Source organism: Paenibacillus sp. FSL K6-2524 (assembly GCF_038005525.1).
Classification (GTDB): domain Bacteria; phylum Bacillota; class Bacilli; order Paenibacillales; family Paenibacillaceae; genus Fontibacillus; species Fontibacillus anaericanus.
On the sequence record NZ_JBBOSP010000001.1, the window covers coordinates 3,664,686 to 3,687,568 of the forward strand.

Annotated in this window: 23 protein-coding genes; 3 read left to right on the top strand and 20 right to left on the bottom strand. The window is 43.3% G+C overall.

All coding sequences use genetic code 11. From position 1 onward, the window contains the following. The first annotated feature begins 161 nt into the window (after positions 1-161). Positions 162-704: a cupin domain-containing protein gene (locus NST85_RS16810; protein ID WP_341189878.1), complete on the top strand. Its 543-nt coding sequence runs from the start codon at positions 162-164 to the stop codon at positions 702-704. Positions 705-809: 105 nt separating this feature from the next. Here NST85_RS16810 and NST85_RS16815 read toward each other — a convergent pair whose 3' ends face one another. From NST85_RS16815 to NST85_RS16830, 4 genes are all read right to left on the bottom strand, one after another. Continuing rightward, positions 810-1,226 (bottom strand): FixH family protein, encoded by a 417-nt coding sequence (locus NST85_RS16815; RefSeq protein ID WP_246053958.1) that lies wholly within the window; start codon positions 1,224-1,226, stop codon positions 810-812. A gap of 54 nt (positions 1,227-1,280) precedes the next feature. Continuing rightward, positions 1,281-2,078 (bottom strand): HAD family hydrolase, encoded by a 798-nt coding sequence (locus NST85_RS16820; protein WP_341189879.1) that lies wholly within the window; start codon positions 2,076-2,078, stop codon positions 1,281-1,283. 57 nt (positions 2,079-2,135) lie between these two features. Then, complete coding sequence (locus NST85_RS16825) at positions 2,136-2,672, bottom strand: hypothetical protein (RefSeq protein ID WP_127190557.1); 537 nt, start codon at positions 2,670-2,672, stop codon at positions 2,136-2,138. A 209-nt stretch (positions 2,673-2,881) separates the two neighbouring features. Continuing rightward, on the bottom strand, positions 2,882-3,055 hold the full coding sequence (locus NST85_RS16830; RefSeq protein ID WP_127190558.1) for a DUF896 domain-containing protein: 174 nt from the start codon (positions 3,053-3,055) through the stop codon (positions 2,882-2,884). Positions 3,056-3,088: 33 nt separating this feature from the next. Here NST85_RS16830 and NST85_RS16835 point away from each other — a divergent pair, with 33 nt between their 5' ends. Beyond that, the gene (locus NST85_RS16835) at positions 3,089-3,268 is read left to right on the top strand and encodes a hypothetical protein (protein ID WP_341189880.1); all 180 of its coding nucleotides are present in this window, start codon (positions 3,089-3,091) and stop codon (positions 3,266-3,268) included. A 24-nt stretch (positions 3,269-3,292) separates the two neighbouring features. On the opposite strand, the gene NST85_RS16840 is transcribed toward NST85_RS16835, so the two are convergent. After that, positions 3,293-3,655, bottom strand: coding sequence for a LysM peptidoglycan-binding domain-containing protein (locus NST85_RS16840; protein ID WP_127190559.1), 363 nt, complete (start codon positions 3,653-3,655; stop codon positions 3,293-3,295). A 207-nt stretch (positions 3,656-3,862) separates the two neighbouring features. Between NST85_RS16840 and lexA the strand changes: the two genes are divergently transcribed. Further along, positions 3,863-4,489: a transcriptional repressor LexA gene (lexA, locus tag NST85_RS16845; protein WP_341189881.1), complete on the top strand. Its 627-nt coding sequence runs from the start codon at positions 3,863-3,865 to the stop codon at positions 4,487-4,489. A 79-nt stretch (positions 4,490-4,568) separates the two neighbouring features. Here the strand turns inward: lexA and NST85_RS16850 are convergent, their stop codons facing one another. The 15 genes from NST85_RS16850 to mutS form a co-directional block, all read right to left on the bottom strand. Continuing rightward, complete coding sequence (locus tag NST85_RS16850; protein WP_341189882.1) at positions 4,569-5,330, bottom strand: SDR family NAD(P)-dependent oxidoreductase; 762 nt, start codon at positions 5,328-5,330, stop codon at positions 4,569-4,571. Between the two features lie 144 nt (positions 5,331-5,474). Next, complete coding sequence (locus NST85_RS16855) at positions 5,475-5,759, bottom strand: hypothetical protein (protein WP_341189883.1); 285 nt, start codon at positions 5,757-5,759, stop codon at positions 5,475-5,477. A gap of 701 nt (positions 5,760-6,460) precedes the next feature. After that, positions 6,461-7,789 (bottom strand): type I glutamate--ammonia ligase, encoded by a 1,329-nt coding sequence (gene glnA / locus NST85_RS16860; RefSeq protein WP_127190563.1) that lies wholly within the window; start codon positions 7,787-7,789, stop codon positions 6,461-6,463. A gap of 21 nt (positions 7,790-7,810) precedes the next feature. Further along, positions 7,811-8,221 (bottom strand): MerR family transcriptional regulator, encoded by a 411-nt coding sequence (locus NST85_RS16865; RefSeq protein WP_127190564.1) that lies wholly within the window; start codon positions 8,219-8,221, stop codon positions 7,811-7,813. A gap of 81 nt (positions 8,222-8,302) precedes the next feature. Continuing rightward, positions 8,303-9,556 (bottom strand): methionine gamma-lyase family protein, encoded by a 1,254-nt coding sequence (locus tag NST85_RS16870; RefSeq protein ID WP_127190565.1) that lies wholly within the window; start codon positions 9,554-9,556, stop codon positions 8,303-8,305. Positions 9,557-9,618: 62 nt separating this feature from the next. Continuing rightward, on the bottom strand, positions 9,619-10,902 hold the full coding sequence (hflX, locus tag NST85_RS16875; RefSeq protein ID WP_341189884.1) for a GTPase HflX: 1,284 nt from the start codon (positions 10,900-10,902) through the stop codon (positions 9,619-9,621). 3 nt (positions 10,903-10,905) lie between these two features. Beyond that, positions 10,906-11,901: an AAA family ATPase gene (locus NST85_RS16880; RefSeq protein ID WP_127190567.1), complete on the bottom strand. Its 996-nt coding sequence runs from the start codon at positions 11,899-11,901 to the stop codon at positions 10,906-10,908. Between the two features lie 85 nt (positions 11,902-11,986). Then, complete coding sequence (locus NST85_RS16885) at positions 11,987-12,661, bottom strand: YdcF family protein (RefSeq protein WP_341189885.1); 675 nt, start codon at positions 12,659-12,661, stop codon at positions 11,987-11,989. Between the two features lie 17 nt (positions 12,662-12,678). Next, positions 12,679-13,224 carry a DUF402 domain-containing protein gene (locus NST85_RS16890; RefSeq protein WP_307395283.1) on the bottom strand — a complete coding sequence of 182 codons (546 nt, stop codon included), beginning with the start codon at positions 13,222-13,224 and terminating at the stop codon, positions 12,679-12,681. 158 nt (positions 13,225-13,382) lie between these two features. Further along, a complete protein-coding gene (locus tag NST85_RS16895) occupies positions 13,383-15,971 on the bottom strand; it encodes a transglycosylase domain-containing protein (RefSeq protein WP_341189886.1) in 2,589 nt (862 codons plus the stop codon). 131 nt (positions 15,972-16,102) lie between these two features. After that, entirely contained in the window at positions 16,103-16,342 is a 240-nt protein-coding gene (hfq, locus tag NST85_RS16900) for an RNA chaperone Hfq (protein ID WP_127190571.1), read from the bottom strand. Between the two features lie 25 nt (positions 16,343-16,367). Next, complete coding sequence (gene miaA / locus NST85_RS16905) at positions 16,368-17,342, bottom strand: tRNA (adenosine(37)-N6)-dimethylallyltransferase MiaA (RefSeq protein WP_341189887.1); 975 nt, start codon at positions 17,340-17,342, stop codon at positions 16,368-16,370. Continuing rightward, entirely contained in the window at positions 17,332-18,111 is a 780-nt protein-coding gene (locus NST85_RS16910) for a class I SAM-dependent methyltransferase (protein ID WP_341189888.1), read from the bottom strand. Before NST85_RS16910 ends, miaA begins: the two co-directional genes overlap by 11 nt. A 17-nt stretch (positions 18,112-18,128) precedes the next feature. Further along, positions 18,129-20,108 carry a DNA mismatch repair endonuclease MutL gene (gene mutL, locus NST85_RS16915; protein WP_341189889.1) on the bottom strand — a complete coding sequence of 660 codons (1,980 nt, stop codon included), beginning with the start codon at positions 20,106-20,108 and terminating at the stop codon, positions 18,129-18,131. 40 nt (positions 20,109-20,148) lie between these two features. After that, on the bottom strand, positions 20,149-22,860 hold the full coding sequence (gene mutS, locus NST85_RS16920) for a DNA mismatch repair protein MutS (protein ID WP_341189890.1): 2,712 nt from the start codon (positions 22,858-22,860) through the stop codon (positions 20,149-20,151). Positions 22,861-22,883 lie beyond the last annotated feature (23 nt).

Consider the following 22,883-nt stretch of genomic DNA (forward strand, 5'->3'; position numbering starts at 1 on the left):
TAGTTTATCAGAATGTTGCGTTTTAGAAAAGGGATAATAACAATTCATTTCCTTTCCAATCCCTCTCCACGCTTGGATCAACCTCTTTAAATTAGATGTCGACAACCAAGGTGCCTATCAGATATAATGCAATCAAACCTTTTCGAAAGCGGGGTAATCCCATGGCTCAAATAAGAATAAGAAATACGAACGAAATCATCGCAGGAGATGAGAAAGTTCGTGAATTCCTGAATCAATATGAAGTTATTTATGAACATTGGGATACGAATAAACTGCCTCAAGAATTAGCAGATAATTTCTCGCTTTCCGATGATCAAAAGTCCGCCATTCTAAATATCTTTCAATCCGAGATTCAAGAACTCGCCTCACGCCGTGGTTACCGTACCTGGGATGTGATTACTTTATCCGAAGCCACTCCAAACATTGAAGAGCTATTGGCGAAATTCGAACAGATTCATACGCATACAGAAGATGAAATTCGTGTAATCGTGGCAGGTGCAGGTACATTTATTATCAAAGGTACTCCGGACACGGGATACTTTGATGTAAACCTGGAGCCAGGTGACCTAATATCCGTACCGGAAAATACACCCCATTTCTTTACGCTAACTGATGAACGTAAAGTCATAGCTGTTCGCCTCTTCGTAGAGGAGAACGGATGGATTGCGCATCCATATGAGGATCATAGTTTCCAAAAATCATAATTTATCATTCGCAATTCAAAATCGATTTATAACAAAAGAGCTGCTCCCCTTCCACTTTGCGGATGGGAGCAGCTCTTTATGTTAAGTTGAGTTGAACCTTAGTTTCTATTTCACCGTAAATTCTGTCATAGGCATGGAATGCTGATCTCGTGCGGTCACATGAGAAATCACATGATAGGTTCCAGACTCAAGGAATGTTTCCCCTAGTTTATAAAGGCCCTGCCCCTCACTCGTTACAGTAACCTTCTTGTGCTTGGCGTCATCGTCGCCTTCCTTCCAATACTCAAATATGACCTCTTTAGCATCATCCACATTTTTACCATCATAAGTTACCTTAGCTTCAAATGTAACGGGATCACCCTTGCTTATATCGCTCGGACTAACAAGAAGCTCTACTAGAATGGGTTGTAGATCATTCACCTCTTCATGCATACTGTGATTCTGAGCATCTTTTTTACTACAACCAACTACAAGAATCAGAGTAATAGCTAATGAAAGTATGGACCAACCTTTTCTATTCACGTGACTTCCCCCTTCCCAACAACATTTATGATCAATCAATTTACTTATTAAGAATTAGGCCTTCGAAGCAATAATGTCGTGAAGCTCCGACAAATGCGTAATTTCGTAATCCGGAATGATTTCTTCACTCCGCGGTCTGTCTTCCCGGTTAATCCAAACGGCAGTCATTCCTACACTAAGCGAACCCTTAATATCCGTTGTTAATTTATCCCCAACCATCATTGCTTCTTCAGGTTTAACCCCAAGCAGATCTAGTGCGTGATGGAATATCGATGAATCAGGTTTTCCTTTGCCATATGTACCGGAAATAATAATCTCATCAAAATAAGGAGCTAATTCCGGTACTCCGTCAATCTTCTCCTGCTGTAGTGCAGGACAACCATTTGTGAGCAACAACAGTTTAAAATTTCTTTCTTTTAACTCATTAAGTATTTTGAATGTCTCCTCATAAACATGCGGACGTGAACGTCTCTCTTGTGCAAATTGCTCCGCAAGACTTGTCGCAAACACTTCATCATCAACACCAACTGCAAGCAGTCCACGTCGCCACGATTCTGTGCGGTATGCAGGTGCTAATTGCTCCAATTTACGAAATTCGGGTTGCTCCCCCGCCGTGAAGTTAGCCCAAAGTCCCTCAAAAGGGTTGATCCCAATCATTTTCGTAAAAGAAATGGTATCGTAGGATTCATAAAGCGTTCTCGCTTCATTCCGTACTGCTTCTTGCAGTTCGACCGGATCAACACCTTTAACTTCCTGTGCCTTATTACAGGTTGCTTCAAAAGCTTCACTTACACTTCGTCCATCCCAGAGCAACGTATCATCCAGATCAAAACATACCGCTTTAATTGTCATCGTAGCCGTCCTCTCTCCTTTAGACTCATTGGTCCGCATTGGGAACTTTAAGGCTCCCTATTTCTTTTCTATTGTAATGTGATGCGTATTACCATATTGTTCAAGCTTAGGCGCCATAGCTTCCGTGTCAAAACGGTTGCGCATCCGATAGAATACCCATTTTGATTGTCTACCTTTAGGTTCAATTACAATCTTGCCACGGCTTAGAATGATTTTGTTGATATTACTTGCATCGAGATACTTGTCACGGTTGAAAGTTGACGTGTATATCTTGCTCTTGTCGATACGTAGATAAGGCTTTCTTAAGAAGATTATTACGGCAAGCAGCAAATACAACCCGATTGTTAACCAAAAAAGTGTTGAGTTTTCTTCTGCAGCTGGACTTAGTAAACCCACAGATCCATACATTATCGCCAAAATACTTAGTAGCACAGGCAAGATGATCTTACGTCCTTTAAAAATATCACCTTCACCTTTTGGTCCTATCGTATACTTTGAATTGGAGTTTCCTACGGGTCCTTTCATAATTGGACTTTTACCCTGTTTCTTCAGCTTAACCATGTTACGCTCTACTTTTCTGTCAAATGAACCCATTCATGTTCCTCCTAAAAGTTTTGTTAGCATTACTTCAGTGATTATAGTTCGTACAAAACTTGCTTCGTAAGCATTAACCTAAGTTTTGTTAGCATTACTTCAGTGATTATAGTTCGTGCAATACTTGTTTCGTAAGCATTAACCTAAGTTTTGTTAACATTACTTCACTAATTACTTGCAAAAGTAAAACCGGTCCTTTCGACCGGTCTTTATTTATCCACCACTTCGATAGTATCGAGTTGTTGGCGAAAATTTCTTCTAATGTTCTTCAGATACTCTTCTCGAAGCTGCGCTCTCTCCGTCTGCTCTTCTTCCGTTAGCCCTGTTTCCTTATTCTTGTGGGCTAATTCGTTAATTCGCTTAACCAATGCATCTATGTCCATAAGTCCCTCCCGCTGTCATTTACTATGCATTTCATGGCAACAGAGCAAGCATTAACTGTATTGCAACTGCGTTCATGTAAGGCATTCATTTCTTACTTTGACATGAGTAAAAGAGCTTGTCAAGGCGATCCCGCAACAGTGCGGATATCCACATTAAACCAAGCTCAGCATTTATTATATGAAGGAATAGAAATTCCATTAGTTAATCCTTAATTCAGTCATCTATAGACTTAATTATTATTTCGGCGGAAGAATAAGAACATCTCCAGATTGTATCGAACTCACTGTCAATCCATTGTAATCTTTAATATGTTCAACATAGTCACGTGTATCCTTACCCTTCGGTTTATGAGCTACTGCGATTTCCCATAGTGTATCACCTGATTTCACAACAACCGTCTCTAGGTCCGCGAAAGAATTACCTTCATTAGAAGAAGCAAATGCGGAGACCATTCCAGTACAAGTTATAGTCAATAAAATAATTACTGTCATAATTCTGGTTAATCCCTTGCGTATACTTATCGCTTGCAATCCTCTGAACTTGGAACCACCCAAAGAAGGTTTATTATGAATACTCTGATATGTACTGTACTTTAACATTTCACATCACTCCAAACATGCGTTCTTATTTATGAATTAACTATAACACGAACGTTTGTTTGATTCAATACTTTTTTAGAACAATTGTTCCCCTTATTGATTTTACTATGTTATATAGAAGTTTCTTAGATTTAGAACTCATGTTTGTGCGAACGGAAGTTCTATGTTATAATTTTTCCAAACGTTACTAGATGGGGTTGATATGTTATGTCGAAGGTATCCAGCCGTCAGCAAGCAATTCTTGAATTTATACGCAACGAAGTCCGCATGAAGGGTTATCCTCCTTCTGTTAGAGAGATCGGCGAAGCTGTTGGTCTTGCTTCTAGCTCAACGGTGCATGGTCACTTGGACAGGCTAGAGAAGAAAGGCCTCATTCGCCGCGACCCTACTAAGCCACGGGCTATAGAGCTGCTAGGGCAAGAGAACTCAGATCATCTGGGACTGTTCGCTCATTCCGTAGCTAGAGTTCCCGTCATTGGTAAGGTGACTGCAGGTGTGCCGATCACGGCAACTGAGAACATAGAAGATTATTTCCCACTTCCCCAACACTATTCTGGAGATGGCGAAGTTTTCATGCTCTCCGTCATAGGAGATAGTATGATCGAAGCCGGGATCCATAATGGAGACTATGTGATCGTTAGACAGCAACAAACTGCCAACAATGGAGACATCGTCGTGGCCATGACCGAAGAGGACGAAGCAACTGTTAAGACGTTCTACAAGGAGAAGGATCATATACGTTTACAACCAGAGAACTCTACCATGGAGCCAATACGCTTGAAACATGTAAGTATTCTCGGCAAAGTAGTTGGTCTGTTCCGCGATTTGCACTAATTTATACTTAAATAAAAAGCTATCCCATAAGTAGTTAACTCTACGAATGAGATAGCTTTTCATTTCCTCTATTGATATCCTATATCGCTGGCATTACATTACCGCCTGTTACGGGTATGTAAGCACCGGTAATAAAACTAGCTAAGTCTGAAGCGAGGAATGCCACAGCATTGGCGATATCCTGATCCTCTCCCCTACGTTTCAGCGGAACTCCTTGTTTATAACCTTCATCAGCTCCCAATTCGGCCGAACGTTCTTTTTCACTGATCGTCCATCCTGGTGCCACCTGATTGACCGTGATCTGATACTCTCCGACCTCTTTGGCCAGCACCCTATATACTCCGTCCATCCCTCTTTTACCAGCAACATAGGCTGATTGTGTAGCAAAATTCTGCATAGAACATTCGGTATTGATGCCAATAAATCGACCTACTCGTTTCAATTGCATCGCTGGAATAAATGCCTTTGCCAGAAACACACTTTGCATAACGCATGATTCAAACTGACTTTTATAATCATCAGGAGACTGCTCAAGAATGGTAGTCCAAGTATATTGTACAACCGCATTAGCAACGACAATATCTACCTCGCCAAGTTCTGCATAGATTGAATCCTTCATTTCGAGGATTGAAGCTTCATTTGTTATGTCAGCCTGTACAATAGTCGCAGTTCCACCCCAAGCCTGAATTTCTTCAAGCAATTGCTGAGCCTTAGGTTTGTTGCTATGATAATGAATTGCCACTTTTGCCCCACACTGAGCTAGTGTACGTGCCATCACACGACCTAACTCTCCGGTAGCCCCCGTTACAAGCGCTGTTTTTCCATGTAGATCAATGTTCATCCTACCATTTCCCCCTCTCTTAATTCCTTCTACTATTCTAACAGGCTTATATCTGATTCGCTATGAAGTGTCTAGCCATGCTCTAATATTAAAAAAATTACCCTCACATCGCTGTAAGGGTAATGCTAAAACTAGTATCCCAACTTAAAAATCAGTGGTGGTAATTTGGATGTCACCGAATGCTGCACCAAAACTAGCAAGAAGAGCTACTACTAGTAATAGATTAACAGTTTGCGAGAGACTGGATGCCGCAGGGATGGTATAAGTGATAACCGGAGCATTAACACGAGTCAATACAAGATCAATTGGCGCTGGACCAAAATTGTTAACAGTTACCGTAGCGTTACTTCCACCTCTTAGATCTTCATAATAGGATTTACCGATAAAAGGTCCGATATCGAAGAATTGTTGCGGTAATAGTATCGCCATTTCTTTCACCTCCCTTACTCTTTCATTGTGTATTCTATGCTTCAATTCTATGAATGCATCGCCTATTGTCGCCGTAGAATAGCATATTTTAAGAGATTTATATAAATAAGGGTCCTCACCCTACTTTTTTAGTAATAAAAAAAGGAATCCCTTTAAGGATTCCAGTAAGGCTTATATAAGAGACATCAATGATACCCAATCTGCTTAGTGAAACGATAATCGTATTATGATTTAGTCAAATGAAATTTATTTAATCCTCTGAGTCGATAGGTATAGCTTGAGTACCAAATATTTAGTTTCAAAACCAGAATTAGTGCATAACCTTCAATCGATGATGATAATGAAACATTTTAACGGAACTCAGCGACCTTATTCGTGGTATACTCGGCTTTTCTGGATTTTAACGGAACCAACAGACGTTAATTCATCATATTTATGTACTAGAGCATCATTTGGAATAAATAAGGGCTATCAGTTCCGTTAGAAATTATTTCGACCCTCAAAACTCAAAATAAGGGTTGCTAGTTCCGTTAGAGTGATGTAAAAATTCGTCAAGCACTGATTGTGTGGTTGAGCCATTATTTATGGGTATCTTGTGGGCATCTCATGGGTATCTATCCACCTACATCCACAAAGTTAGAATGATTTGCCACAAAACAAAAAAATCCCCATACGCAAAAGCGTAAGGGGATTCTTCGATTCTAGTACAATGACATATATTGATCGCGTTCCCAAGCGTGAACTTGTGTACGGTACATGTCCCATTCGATTTCTTTCAATTCATAGAAGTGAGTTAATGCATGATCACCTAGCGCTTCGCAAATGATCTCACTACGAAGCAACTCGTTCAATGCTTCTTTCAAATCCGATGGCAAGCTAGGAATTCCTTCCTCAACCCGTTCTTCTTCGGACATAACATAAATATTACGGTCAATTGGATCTACCAACGGAATTTCTTTTTTGATTCCGTCAAGACCTGCTTTAAGCATAACAGCCAAAGCTAGATAAGGATTAGCTGCAGGATCCGGGTTACGAACCTCTACGCGAGTGCTAAGACCACGGGAAGCCGGGATACGAATCATTGGGCTACGGTTACTAGAAGACCAAGCAACATAACAAGGTGCTTCATAACCAGGTACGAGACGTTTGTATGAGTTAACTGTTGGGTTAGTGATTGCTGCAAATGCACGAGCATGTTTCATAATACCGGCCATATAGTAACGTGCTTCAGCGCTCAGACCCAATTTATCGTTCTCATCACAGAATATGTTCTCGCTCCCTTTGAATAGCGATTGGTTACAGTGCATACCTGAACCATTAACACCAAACAATGGTTTTGCCATGAATGTAGCATGCAAACCGTGACTCCGAGCGAGTGTTTTAACTACCAATTTAAATGTTTGAATTTGGTCTGCTGCTTTGAGCGCATTAGCATATTTAAAGTCAATCTCATGTTGTCCTGGAGCTACTTCATGATGAGAAGCTTCGATTTCAAAGCCCATCTCTTCCAGAGTCAACACGATTTCACGACGACAGTTCTCACCAAGATCTGTTGGCGCAAGGTCAAAGTAACCACCTTGGTCATTTAGTTCAGTTGTTGGATTGCCCTTCTCATCCGTTTTGAACAAGAAGAATTCTGGTTCAGGACCCACATTCATTGAAGTGTAGCCCATTTCTTCCGCTTCTTTCAAAGCACGTTTCAGAATGTAACGTGGGTCTCCTTCAAATGGAGTTCCATCTGGCATATAAACATCGCAAATCAAACGAGCAACGCGATCTTCTGTAACCCAAGGGAAGATAACCCATGTATCAAGATCAGGGAATAAGTACATGTCAGACTCTTCAATACGAACATATCCTTCAATGGAAGAACCATCAAACATCATTTTGTTATCTAACGCTTTTGGCAATTGACTTACTGGAATTTCTACATTTTTAATAGTTCCCAACAAATCCGTAAATTGCAAACGGATAAATCGAACGTTTTCCTCTTTTGCAATGCGCAGAATATCCTCTTTTGAATAACTCACTATAACATCTCCCAACAATATTTATATTTTGAAAAAGCGAGATAATTCCCCCTGGATCAGCGAAACCTGACCCGGTCTTTTTCCTGTTACCAACTCTTGCTTCAGCATACGGTACAGCTGCGAATCAGACATTTCCTTACGTTTCACTTCAATGTCCTTTGAAATAACCGTAGCTTCTTGTGATTCTTTAGATATCGGATTCATTACCTGTTTGATTCCTGCGATGTTAACGCCCTTGTCAATCAAACTCTTAATTTCAAGCAAACGTTCAACATCGATAAAAGAAAACAAACGCTGGTTGCCCGACGTTCGGGCCGGTATGATCAATTCATGTTGTTCATAATAACGAATCTGCCTCGCCGTTAAATCGGTGAGTTTCATTACGATACCGATCGGAAAAAGTGCCATATTTCTGCGTATTTCGTCACTCATCGCTATCAACCTTCCACTTGAAGTTCATGTTTTTATTCTATGTCAACTATCCTGACATGTCAACACTTGTGTGAGAATAACTCACAAAAGATTTCGCTCTTTCATCGTCTGCAATGCAGTCAATAGACCAAATTTGACGTGAGAGTATGTTAACCCGCCTTGCATATAAGCGATATAAGGTTCCCTAATCGGGGCGTCAGCTGATAACTCCAAACTTCCACCTTGAATAAACGTGCCCGCTGCCATAATCACGGGATTCTCGTAGCCTGGCATATCCCAAGGTTCTGGCAAAACATGTCCATCTACCGCTGCCGCTCGTTGAATTCCCTGTACAAAAGCGATCAATTGCTCAGAACCATTAAAAGCAATAGCCTGAATGAGGTCTGTTCGCTTCTCTTCCCAACTTGGTCTACTAACAAAACCTGCTCGCTCAAACAGTGCTGCCGCTAGCACACTTCCTTTAATAGCTTGTCCAACAATAGTAGGTGCTAGAAATAATCCCTGAAAAATTCCTCTTGTGGTGCCCAACATTGCGCCGACTTCTCCACCAATACCCGGAGCCGTCAAACGATAAGAAGTCAGTTCTACCAAATCAGCACGACCGCAAATATAACCACCCGTCTCTGCCAAGCCGCCGCCTGGATTTTTAATCAAAGATCCAGCGATTAGATCGGCACCTACTTGAGTTGGTTCTTGTTCTTCTGTAAATTCACCATAACAATTATCTACAAATACTATACAATTTGGATTCAGAGCCTTAACTCTCGCGACCATCTCACCGATCTGACTTACCGAGAAGGAATCTCTCCAATCGTACCCTCTCGAACGCTGAATGCCGATCACCTTGGTACGATCATTCATCTTCGACGTTACTGTATCCCAATCTACTGAACCATCAGCTAGCAACGCCGCTTCATCATAATGGATGCCAAAATCTTGCAACGAACCTGTCCCATCTTCCGGTGCACCGATCACTTTATGTAAAGTGTCATACGGCCGCCCGGTAATATAGAGCAAACCGTCACCTGGACGCAATACACCAAATAATGCCGTAGCAATCGTGTGTGTGCCAGACGCAAAATGCGGACGTACAAGCGCTGCCTCGCTACCGAATACATCAGCATATACGAGGTCCAACACTTCACGTCCGCGATCATTGTACGCATAACCTGTTGAATTAGCAAAATGAAAATCACTAACTTTATGTTTTTGAAACGCTTCGATTACTTTCCATTGATTAAGATCGACAATTCTATCGATTTCACGAAACCGCGGCTGTACCTGTAATTCAGCTGCTTCCATCCAACCCATGATTTCTTCACTAAATATTGCCATAATCCTTTACTCTCCCTTTGCTGTATACAACGCTATGTTTTGCTCATTGTTACATTCTAATTTTATTCCCCAAAAGGGGTCAATACATATCCATATTTGTCAAAGTCGACTTCATTCACCACAACTTCATAGATCATATCGTTATCATCCAACTGTTGCTTCACCACATTCCCAATACGATAGAGTGCAGCAGTAAGATCTCCCCGCTCAGCAGGAATGCGAAACATACGAGTACCACCCGACAACTGCTTCTGTACTGCAACCGAAACCCTATTCAGATCATCAGGATCAAAGGCGCTGATCTTTAAATAACCATCACCAGAGGGAAGCATCTCTAATCGCTCAGGTTCGCAGAGGTCCTTCTTATTAAAAAGTACGATCTGAGGCTTACCTTCTACTCCCAGGTCATGCAGAATGGCCTCCACAACGGCCATCTGCTCATCTCGCATGGAAGAAGCTACATCAACAATATGCAAAATAAGATCAGCTTCGCCTGCTTCCTCTAAGGTAGCACGGAACGCAGCAACAAGATCATGAGGTAAGTTCTGAATAAATCCCACCGTATCCGTCAGGACAACTTCCTTACCATTCGCAAGCTCCCATATCCGTGTTGTTGGGTCAAGTGTAGCAAACAACTGGTTCTCAACGTATACATCTGCCGCCGTAAGGGCGTTGAGTAACGTTGATTTACCCGCATTCGTGTAACCTACCAGTGCGATCTGCACAACACCAGTTTCCTTTCGACGCGCCCGATGTAGTTTACGATGACGGGTCACCTCGGACAATTGTCTCTTCAATTCAGCAATTCGACGACGAATGTGCCGGCGGTCCGTCTCAAGTTTACTCTCTCCTGGGCCCCGCGTTCCAATTCCTCCACCGAGTCGAGATAAGTTAACTCCCTGCCCAGATAGACGTGGTAACAAATAAGTTAGCTGAGCGAGTTCCACCTGAATGATTCCCTCACGAGTTTTGGCACGCTGGGCAAAAATATCAAGAATCAGTTGCGTCCGATCAATGATTTTTACATCGAGCTGCTGTTCCAAATTACGGACCTGAGCACCCGACAATTCCTGATCGAATATCGCCGTATTGGCTCCCTTTTCTTCAATGATCGTGCGCAACTCCTTAACCTTACCTTTACCAATAAACCATCTGAAATCAGGCTTATCTTTGTTCTGAACCATGATCTCTGCTACTTCCACCCCTGCGGTCTCGGCTAATTGCACTAATTCATCTAGAGAATAAGAAGGATCTATTCCGCTGCGCTTCACTTCTGACGTAACCAAACTCACAAGAACAGCTACGTCGGGGATATTTTGCTTCGTCTCATGTAGGGAATTAGACACAAATCACGGCTCCTTATCATTTCGCTTATTCTCCAGCTTCAAGTCCTCCATACGAATCGTCATTAATTCAAGCTTACCTGGAGAACCCCCGCCATATTGGCTCAGCAGTCTAACCGCCTGATGACGAACAGAACGCTCGATAACATTACGGACATATCTGGCATTACTGAATAAATGTTCACTCTGACATTTCTCTTTTAACAAATGTTGTTTTAATTTGAGTATGGCCTGAGGCATCAAGATATAATCGCGATCTTTCGCCATACCTTCCGAAATTTGAATCAACTGATCAATGGAATAATCGGGAAAGTCCATTTGAATTGGAAATCTAGAGGGCAGCCCCGGATTGCACTGTAAGAAATAATCCATCTCATCGGAGTATCCCGCCAGAATGAGAATAAACTGATTTTTCTGATCTTCCATCGATTTGACTAACGTATCGATCGCTTCTTTGCCGAAATCTTTCTCACCACCACGCGCCAAACTATAAGCTTCATCAATAAACAGCACTCCACCGAGCGCTTTTTTTACCAAATCTCTCGTTTTTTGCGCAGTATGTCCGATATATTCACCGACCAAGTCTGCTCTTTCAACCTCAATCAAATGTCCCTTGCTTAATACACCCATTCTCTGAAACATCCTAGCAACGATTCTGGCAACTGTTGTTTTACCTGTCCCAGGATTTCCTTTGAATACCATATGATAGACTTGGGCTCCCGAATGCAATCCAGCTTCCGTACGCATAGATGCGATTTGAAGTAACGCGTATATTTCATACATCAAATCTTTGATATGATCCAGTCCGATTAACTGATCGAGCTCTTTCTGAATCTCCAGAAAAAGTCCTTGCTGCTGTTGAGCCTTAGCTGCCAATTGTGGCTCTGAATCCGGGATACTCTGAGATACAACAGGCGCTTCGGTGTTTCGTAAAATAACATTAATTTGTCTTGATGGTCTTTCTTCTGCTGATCCACTCCTGGCCATAACACGCCCTGGCATATGTAATCACCTTCTTTATAGGGTAGGGGCTGAACACACACTTTTACAATGTATTCTCTCACCCTGCTCGATATTAGAAGAATTATTATTTTATACCTATGGCGAATCCTAGTTGAACCAGCTTCCATTTGGTATAGGCTAGAACTTCTCTTGTTACGTTAGTCACCGGCTTAAGCACTTTAGACTCCGTTAGGGAAAGCTTCGGATTACTATAATGAAGTACCTCCGCCATTTCTAGTGCCCGGTTTCCGTGATATGTGTGTGTAATGATGAGTGCGGAAGTCAAACCACGTTCTTCCATTATCTTCTGGCTAAATTCTAAATTTTCATATGTACTGGTCGCATTATTTTCAAGTAACATAACGTCACGAGGAACACCATGCGTCTCTAAATAATTAGCCATCCCTTCGGCCTCAGTATATTTATTATTCACAGAATCTAGTCCGCCAGATAGTATAAAGTAACGGAACTTCCCCTCCTCATAATCTTCTAAACTTTGCAAGAGACGTTCCTCTAGTCCAGGACTCGGCTCATCGCCCCACATTGCAGCCCCCAGTACAATCCCTACATCAAACGGTTCTTTAGCCGAACCAACAACCGCTGGACTGCGCTCCACACTGCCGATTTGCGATAATACATAAACGATCCACAGAAAACCTGCCAGAAGTAAATACAGACCTAGACGGAGCCATCTAGAGCGTTTACGCCGGCCTTTACGATACTTTGGATGAGTAGAGATTGCCTTGTCATTAAAATTCATGGTTTCCCCTCCGGCATTTAATGTTCGGAATTCATAAATCCGCTCCGATAATGATCAAGCGACATATGGAAATAAGGAAATTGACCTGAGTTAATCACATGTAGTACTTCCCTGGCAGACTCTGTCGCCATATCGTAATCCTTAACGGTGATATGTCCCCGGCTTAACGCTTCGTCCAACTCATCCTCATCTAATAAGAATACTTCCCCGTTCTGCAAGACAACAATGTCTAAATACAGATCGTCGAACCAAGGAACTCCTTGATCCGTAACGCCTTGATTCTTACAGATGTCAATATACCATTCCACAATTTCTCCCTTATCATCGAACATGGAGGTCACAACAAAATGAGCCCCCTTAGGATAGTATTGCAACCAGGTATAGCCCTTATCGGCAATACGAAAGGTATGTCCACCATACGTTTTCCACAAAGGGTCACGTAAAGCAGAAATACTGTACAAGGTTACAAAACCCGTAAACGTATTATTTTCAACAAACCTTGATTTGAACTGACGCTGAGTCACACGGCGCCAATTCGCACGATCTCCAAATTTTCGCTTCATGGTATAAACCCTTTCAACACAATGTACATTTAGCTTACCATATTTAATTGAGAGTCTCAAAAGTCAATTTGCAATAATACACATAAAAAAAGCACCGACCTTCTCTTCACAAGAGAAATGTCGGTGCTGCGCCTAGACTTTGGAGAGTTATGAGCTAATCATTCCCCCCAGATTACTCCATCATTACCGGATGCACCCGGATCTTGCGTGCCACTGTTCGTGTCGCCCGCGTTCCCTCCTTCAGATGGAAGTTCACTCCCCGTTCCACCATCCCCTGGTTCCCCAGGGTTGACCCCGTTACCATTACCATTACCATTACCGTTTCCATTGCCAGGAGGGGTAACTACACCACCAGGGTTACCACCCTCTCCATTACCACCTTGGCCATTGCCTGGATTATTACCCTCTCCAGTACCACCCTGGCCGTTACCATTCTCACCACCAAGGTTCTCATCAGGATTCGGCTCTGTAATCGGCGGTTCTAGACTTTCAGTCGTAATGACCGCTGTGTTCGAAGCCTCGCTCTCCGTATCGTTCACAGGATCATAGACGGTTACGTAATACTCATAACCAATTCCAGGAACAACACTGATGTCTTCGGCTTCCGTAGTTACCGCGTCCATGTAGTGATAGAAGTCGCTCTCCTCAGAGGATTTTCGGTAAATATGGTATACAGAATCCAGTTGATCAACTCCAGTCCAACTTAAGGATACCGTTGCCAACTCTGGATTATATATTGCACTAAGTCCACTTGGAGCCAGCACTTCAACCTCTTCAGGAGGTTCTGGTGTAGGCAGGTTACTCGGCACTGGGAAGTCCTTAACAGGAACACCTTCCAATGCTTCCTTCATTACCGCTGCAAACAACGACGCAGCTTGCCCACTGCTCCCACTTAACAAGTGGTCTTTATCAGGGTTATCGTAGCCCATCCAGATCGAACCGGTCCATTCCGGTGTATAACCGACAAACCATACGTCACGGTTCTTGCTGCTGTTGAGCCCTTTAATCCCATGTTGCGTTGTACCAGTCTTACCAGCCAACGGACGATTAATCTTCGCCCGCTTACCTGTACCATCATTAATAACATTTTGTAACATTTCCGTCATGTAATACGCAGTTTGTTCACTAATAACCTGTTTTGGTTTCGGAGCGTTATATTTGAACACTTCTTTCCCATCATGATCCACAATGGATTTGATCGAGTAAGGAGCATTATATTGACCTTGGTTTGCAAATACACTAAATGCCCCTGCCATTTCCAGAGTATTTGTACCATGTGTCAATCCACCAAGCGCGATCGCCAGGTTACGATCCTTCTCATCCATCTTGATGCCCATTTCCTCAGCGTACTTCACGCCTGTCTTCGCACCTATTTCATTCAACAACCATACGGCCGGGATATTCTCCGACTTAGTTAATGCTGTTGTTAAATTAATCGTCTTAGAATACCCATGTAGGTTCCGAGGACAATAATCTCCAAAGCATTGCTTCTCATTGCTGATCTGTGAATCCGGATTAAATTTACCCGATTCAAGAGCAGGCGCAAAGGATACAATCGGTTTGAAAGCTGATCCCGGTTGTCTACGGCTGTTCAGACGGCTGAATCCTTTTCGCTCATAATCACGTCCACCTAATAGTGCTACCAGACTTCCATTCTCATGATTCATAATAACCATAGAAGCCTGTACCTGTGTATCATCTTTACTTTTCTCGAAGAAATCATCATTAGCGAATGCCTTCTCCAACGCTTTTTGCGCTTGAGAGTCCATCGTTGTATAAATCTTGTATCCGCCACGGTTCAACTCATCTTCTGTTAACCCGTACTTCTCCTCTGCTTCTTGTGTTACATAATCTTTAAAGGCAAGGTAAGCATCGCTTTTAGCCGGAGGCTCGTAAGTATAATCAACTGCTTTCGCCTCATCACGCTCTTCAGCTGAAATATATCCCTCTTGGAACATTAGATCGAGTACAACACTTCTGCGTTGTTTAGACAACTCTGGGTTACTTACAGGGTTGTATTTCGATGGGCCTTTGGGAATAGCTGCTAACGTTGCGATTTCCCAAATTTCCAGATCCTCCAAGTTACTCTTCCCGAAATAACGCTGAGAAGCAGCCTTAATTCCATATGCTTTCTGACCATAGAAAATCCGGTTTAAATACAGCGTAATAATCTCATCTTTTGTCTTATGACGTTCTAGCGCCATAGCAATAGACATCTCCGTTGCTTTACGGAAAAAGGTCTTATCTGAACTTAGGAAGATATTCTTGGCCAATTGCTGGGTAATGGTACTTCCACCTTCGACCATGGACCTAGCCACGATATCTTTGACCGCCGCACGACCGATAGACCACAGATCCACTCCGTTATGCTCTTCGAAACGCTTATCCTCTGTAGCAATAAACGCTTCCTTAACCAACTTAGGAATTTTATCAGAATCTACGGGCTCACTCTTATCGATCGAGAGTTCACCCATGATTTGACCTTTTCGATCATATACCTTGGATGTTTCGTAAATGATTAATTTATCTTCGTTCGCCGTCAATATTTTTTCACCACTGATGGTAATATACAAATAGCCAGCGACGGCGCAAAATACGGCAATCGCTACCGTGAAGAACGAGGTCCACAGGACATGCTTGAGCTTTAACTTCTTTTTTCTATTCTTATTAGGCTTATTAGGCTTATCCGTCTTTCTATCTGGATTACTGTTCCGTTCCACTCTGGAAGGTGGTCTCTTAGTAGCCATAATTTATCTCTAACCCCCTATACTCCTATTGCAATTATTCTCGGAAAGAAAAGAACAACCTTATTAGGTTGTTCTGCTTCTTAACCTATACCATTAAACGAATCAAATTTCAAAAAAGTTTCACTTTAAACTTAACCCTCATTCTGGGAATCTTGCATGAGCGACACATTGCGCTGTGGTTGGAATGTAGAAATAGCGTGCTTGTACACCATTTGCTGGCGTCCGTCACTATCAATTACAATCGTAAAGTTGTCAAAAGCTTTAATGGTCCCTCTGATTTGAAAACCGTTTGTTAAAAACACGGTAACAGGGATGCTATCTTTACGTAATTGGTTCAAGAACGTATCTTGGATGTTAATGGATTTGTTCATTAGTCGTACCCCCAATAGGAATCATTTAGTGTTTATAATTATATTCAAGATCGGTAGGAAACTTTCCTGCTATTATAGCATGTGCCGCCATTAAATTCTCAGAAAAGTTTTGACCATCCCCCACGTCGATCCACGAAATATCACGCATATGCCTAAACCACGAGAGCTGTCTCTTAGCATAACGCCGAGTATCCCGCTTCAATTTCTCTATCGCATCAGGCAATGGTACACCGTCTTCAAGATGTTCTACGATCTCCTTATAGCCAAGAGCTTGCATCGATACCAGATTTCGGGAGTACCCCTGATTCAATAGATGTTTCACTTCTTCAACAAGGCCGATTGAGATCATCTCATCGATTCGCTGTTCAATACGGTTATAAAGCATTTGACGGTCCATTGTCAAACCGATGAAACATAAATCATATGGAGACTCCTTACTTTGCAGTTCTAACCGGGAGGAAAGTGTTTCTCCTGTTAGATGATATATCTCAAGAGCCCGTACGACCCGGCGTACATCGTTGTAGTGTAGTCGGGCTGCTGATACAGGGTCCACAATCGCCAGTTTAGCATGTAGCGCTTCAGGCCCTTGCTCCAAGACAAAACGTTGCTGGGCTTCACGGAAGTCCTCATCTGCTCCCGCCTCGGTGAATTTAAACTCGTAACATACAGACTCAATATATAACCCTGTCCCACCTACAATAAATGGTAAATGGTTTCTCTCGGCTATTTGCGGAATTAATGTCTGACACCACTCCTGAAACAAAGCGACAGAGAAGTCTTCATCTGGATTCAGCACATCAATTAAATGATGAGGAACGCCATCCATTTCTTCTGTTTTTATCTTGGCTGTTCCGATATCCATTCCTCGATATACTTGCATGGAATCGCCTGAAATGATCTCGCAGGAGAATGCTTTAGCGATCTCAATGCTGAGCTTCGTCTTACCGACAGCGGTTGGTCCAAGAAGCACTAGCAGTTTGGGTTTCTTGTTAGTTATCAAGCGAAATCACTCCGTACACAATTTTAGATTGGGCGCGCTCGACATTTGTGAATCCTAATCGTTCAAATTCGCCGCTCCCATTCTTCTCTTTCAATACCACTGTTTTACGTGCAACACGACAAGCTTCAGCAACTGCCTCAGTGCTCAAGGAGTTATTATTCGCGAACTTTCGCAAGGGTGAAATGGAAGCTGATCCCAGTAGTGGAATTCGAAACATCGGATCAAAATATACGACATCTGCACTTTTATCAGGTTGACCTCGAAGTACTTCTAAATGATCCGCACAACGAACCTCAATTCGTCGTAACGCCTCGTTAAATTCCTTAATTCTACATTCGTATGAAGATAACCCTTCCCTTAGTAACGCAGAAAGCGAGAGTGACGCTTCCAATGCCAGCACCTTACCTTCTGGGCCTGCTCCAAGAGAAAATACCATGGAATCCGCACCTAGACCTGCCGTGCAATCTATAATCGTGTCACCCGGGGTTACACGAGCCACTTCAAGCATGCTGTCAGGTTCACCTTTGAGTAGCCTTTTCGCGCGAACGAAGGCCATGCTAGGATGAAATACCATCGGCTCATATCCTTCGCGATACAGCCGAACCTCTTCCTTCAAAATAATCAGGATATCCTCGCCTTTATGATTCTCGGACATCTTAGCAAGCGATGTGCTGTTTCTTCGGACATATACCGAGCCTGTTTCAGCCGCTAAGGCAATCGCTCTTTTCTCTGTCTTGGGAGAACTCTGATCACCTGTTGTAATAATCACTTTGGTTCTCCTTTCGTTTACATGACCCGTTTAAACAATTTCTCCAAATCGTACGTAGAGAAGGAAACGATAATCGGTCTGCCATGCGGACATGTGTAAGGCTGCTTGCAGGCAGCCAGCCGCTGTAACAATGTATTCGCTTCTTCGGGCGTTAATTTCTGATTGGCTTTGATCGAAGCTTTACAAGATACAAGAATGGATGATTTCTCACGAAGTTTCGACAGATCGATCACTCGTTCACTTAGCACCCATTCCGTCATCTCTTCAATAATTGCAGTCTCTTCTCCAGATGGAAACCAATAGGGATGACTCACGACTCTGAACGTCCCACCACCGAAATGTTCAAGTATTACACCCGCATTTTGGAACCATTGTAATTTACTCTTTAACTTCTCACTATCTGAGGGAGTAAACTCCAGAGTAATCGGTATTAAAAGTTCTTGCGAAGCATCTGTTGGATGACCGAATTTTTCATAGTAGTACTCATAATTCACCCGTTCATGGGCAGCATGCTGATCTATTAAATATAACCCATGTTCATTTTGTGCAATTAAATAGGTACCATGATGTTGTCCAATCAGCGAAAGTTCCGGGAATTCTGGAAGCTCTGGGACTGCCTCAGGCGAGCCATATAACATTTCCGATGTTCTTGCTCCCACTGGGGCGATCACTTGATTAAATCCAGCTGTCGGCGTGCTAATGCGGTTAGATTGCGTCGCGTTCTGTTGCGTCGTTTTCTGCCCACCCCCCGATGAAGAAATTGGAGGAACTACCTGAGCCGTATATTGTACATCATTACCACTAGCAGAGGGAGTATTGTAGCCATTAGAAGTTGCACTTTCTCGCAGAGAATAAGCTGCTACGGATTGATCAGGTGCTCTAGTTGGTGTAGGTGTCCCCACATTGCTACTTGCTTCTGTGCTAGGTGAATTGAAATGGAACTGCTCCTGAATAATAGAGCCTGTTCTTCCCTTCCCGATATTCTGCTTAACGACCTGCGGAATTAGCACTTGAGCCGACAACACCGCTCGTAAACTCTCTTCGATAAACGTATTAAGTTCTGGTTCTTTGCTGAAACGAACCTCCAGTTTAGCTGGATGAACGTTAACGTCTACCAATGAAGGGTGCATCTCTAAGTTTATAACCCCCAGCGGATAACGATTGATCGGTAAAAGTGTATGAAAAGCTCTTAATATCGCTTGATGAAGGCCTTGGTTACGAATATAGCGTCCATTCACGATAGTCGACATCGCCCCACGGTTTGAACGTGTAAGTTCTGGTCGACCTATAAATCCCGATATACGATAGTCAAGATTCTCCGCTTCAATCGGGATCATGGCTTTTGAGGCATTAACTCCGTAAATAGAGGCAATCACTTGAAGCAAGTTTCCGCCTCCAGGGCTCTGAAGCAAAGTATTTCCGTTATGACGAAAAGTAAAAGCAATTTCCGGGTGAGCTAAGGCCTGACGATACATCACATCCGAAATATGACCGAGCTCAGTTTGAATTGTTTTCATATATTTCAATCTTGCCGGAGTATTATAAAATAATTCCTTTATCGTAATATCAGTTCCTTGCGGTGCAGCAATTTCTTCATTTTGTTTCAAGGTTCCACCCTCAATAACGATAATCTGGCCAAGGCCAGAATCATTGCTTGATGAGACAAGCTGAACCTTAGAAACGGCGGCAATACTCGGAAGTGCCTCCCCACGAAAACCAAGGCTACGGATTTGGAACAAATCTCGGCCAGTGGACATTTTACTAGTAGCATGACGATAGAACGCTGTTTCACAGTCCTCGGGATCCATTCCAGAACCATTATCCGTAACTCGGATGCTTTGGAGTCCACCTTCTTCCGCGATTACCTCAATTTTACGAGCCCCCGCATCGATTGCGTTCTCCACAAGCTCCTTCACAACGGAAGCCGGGCGCTCCACCACTTCACCAGCTGCGATTTGGTTCGCGATATGCTCATCCAACACTATAATTTTGGCCATTGCTATTTGTCCCCTCCGCTCCTAGATATTCTTCAGTACATCATAGTTCCTTGGCCTTCATCTGCCATTCATTGATCAACTGCATTGCCTGCAGAGGCGTCATATTCATCAGATCCACATTCTTCACCAGATTGACAAGCTGTCGCATTCCGGGATCTTCACTGGTGGGTTTCGCTTCCCCCACAGGCTGCTCGTCCCCGAAGATTGATAACTGTATGACCTCTTCTTTAACGACAAGCTCATGGCTCATATTACGGGAGATATCCTTCTCTGTATGAATGGACTCAAGCACAGGCTGACTTGTCTCTTTTGGATGTTCACGTTCAGTGATAACTCCCGATACAGCCGTAACTTCGGCTGCTGTTTGTTCAATATTTTGTAGCAATCCGTACGCACGCTCAATAATTCCCTCTGGTAATCCAGCCAGACGAGCACAGTAAATACCATAACTTGTATCTGCCGCACCTGGAATAAGCTTCCGGAGGAAATGAACCTTATCGCCACTCTCCTGTACCGCCATCCGATAATTACGAAGTCCTGAAAGACTACTTTCCAAATGGGCTAATTCATGGAAATGTGTCGATACTAATGCTTTACAGCGGATATGATCATGGACGTATTCAATAACCGCTTGTGCGATTGCCATCCCTTCACTGGTCGAAGTTCCTCGTCCTAATTCATCGATAATAATCAAACTTCTTGAGGTTGCTTTCTCCGTCATGACTTGAATATCAGCCATCTCTACCATGAACGTGCTCTGTCCGCCGATAAGATCATCTGCGGCTCCGATGCGCGTAAAGATGCGGTCAACAAGTGGTATTTCTGCGGATGTTGCCGGTACAAAACTACCGATTTGCGCCATAATTGCGATCAAGGCTACTTGACGCATGTAAGTACTTTTACCCGCCATATTAGGTCCTGTAATCAACAGAATACTTGCATCGTCTTTCCGCAAGTGGCTCCCATTCGCTATAAATGCAGAATCACTCATCACCGACTCTACAACAGGGTGCCGACCTTGCTCCACCACTAAGTCATAGCCATCCGTGAGTGTTGGCTTAACGAACCCATTATCAGCTGCAACCGCAGCAAGAGAACGATACACATCTATTTCTGCGATATGTTCCGCAAGTGACTGTAAACGGGATATCTCCCCTGCAATCATCTCCCGAAGCTCACTGAACAGCGCAAATTCTAAATCCACCATTTTCTCTTCTGCTTCAAGAATAAGAGTTTCTTTCTCTTTCAACTCTGGGGTCACATAACGCTCGGCATTAGCTAGTGTCTGCTTCCGCTCGTAACGTCCTTCTGGCAGTGAAGCCAGATTCGACTTGGTCACCTCGATATAGTATCCAAACACCTTGTTGTAACCGATCTTCAACGACTTAATGCCCGTGGCTTGGCGTTCCGCAGCTTCTAATTCTGCAATCCAGCGTTTACCGTTCAATCCAGCTTCTCGAAGCTCGTCCAACCGTTTATGATAACCCGGCTTAATAATTCCACCGTCACGTACAGACACCGGAGGCTCATCGGCAATCGCCGCATGAATCCGATCAGCCAGATCTTTGCATTCATCCATATCTTCAGCAATCCGTCGAAGCGTACTCGAGGAAGCATCCATTAACAGTGATTTAATTCCAGGCACTTGATAAAGTGATAACTTGAGCGCAATCATATCGCGTCCATTGGCATTACCGTAAGCAATTCGCCCCACTAGACGTTCAAGATCATAAATCTCCTGGAGAGCCACCTTGAGGTCCTCCCTCAGAATGAAGGCGCTATGCAGATGATCGACCGCTTCTAGTCTGTCTTCAATTGCACCCTGCTTCAACAAGGGTTTGTCGATCCAACGCCGAAGCATACGAGCACCCATCGAAGTCTCCGTCCGATCGAGTAACCACAACAGCGATCCCTTTTTCGAACGCTCTCGAACTGTCTCAACCAATTCCAGATTCCGCCGGGTGAACGGGTCCAGGATCATAAAATGTTCCGGTTCATAAGAAGAAATCTTGGTCAATTGACCAAGCTGGCGCTTCTGTGTCTCGCCAAGATAACCAACCAATAGTGCTACGCAGTCACGCCGTTCCGGCTCCAACCTGATCCATACAGCTTCACCAAATTGTTTCCTGCTATTCTCTTCTTTCATCTTGTCCCATGGCGTATACACAACTGGTTTACCTAATGGAGTAGCTTGTCCAGCAATCCACTCCAGCAGTTCAGCATCCCCAATCATTTCCGCGGGATCGTAAATACCGACCTCATCACGAAGCCACTGCTTATTTGATGGCGAAGACGTTACATACAGCTCACCCGTAGATAAATCGCAAGCAGTCACCGCCATAATCCCGTGTCGTTCAGTAACACAGAGTATATAGTTATTGGTTCGTTCGCCCATCGCCTTGCCTTCCATCACCGTTCCCGGTGTTACCACACGGACGATCTCACGACGAACGACTCCTTTTGCCTCTGCAGGATCTTCCACCTGTTCGCAAATCGCTACTTTATAACCTTTTTCAATCAAACGGTAAATATAATTGTCCGCCGAATGATGGGGCACGCCGCACATCGGAATTTTCTCGTCGCCGCCGCCCCCTCGTCCGGTTAGGGTAATTTCCAGCTCCTTCGAAGCTAGAATAGCATCATCAAAAAACATCTCATAGAAATCACCTAGTCTAAAAAACAAAAAGGCATCTTGTGCCTGAGCTTTGACGCTCAAATATTGTTCAATCATTGGTGTATATGTAGTAGTCATAATCACCCTCCACTCATACCCTC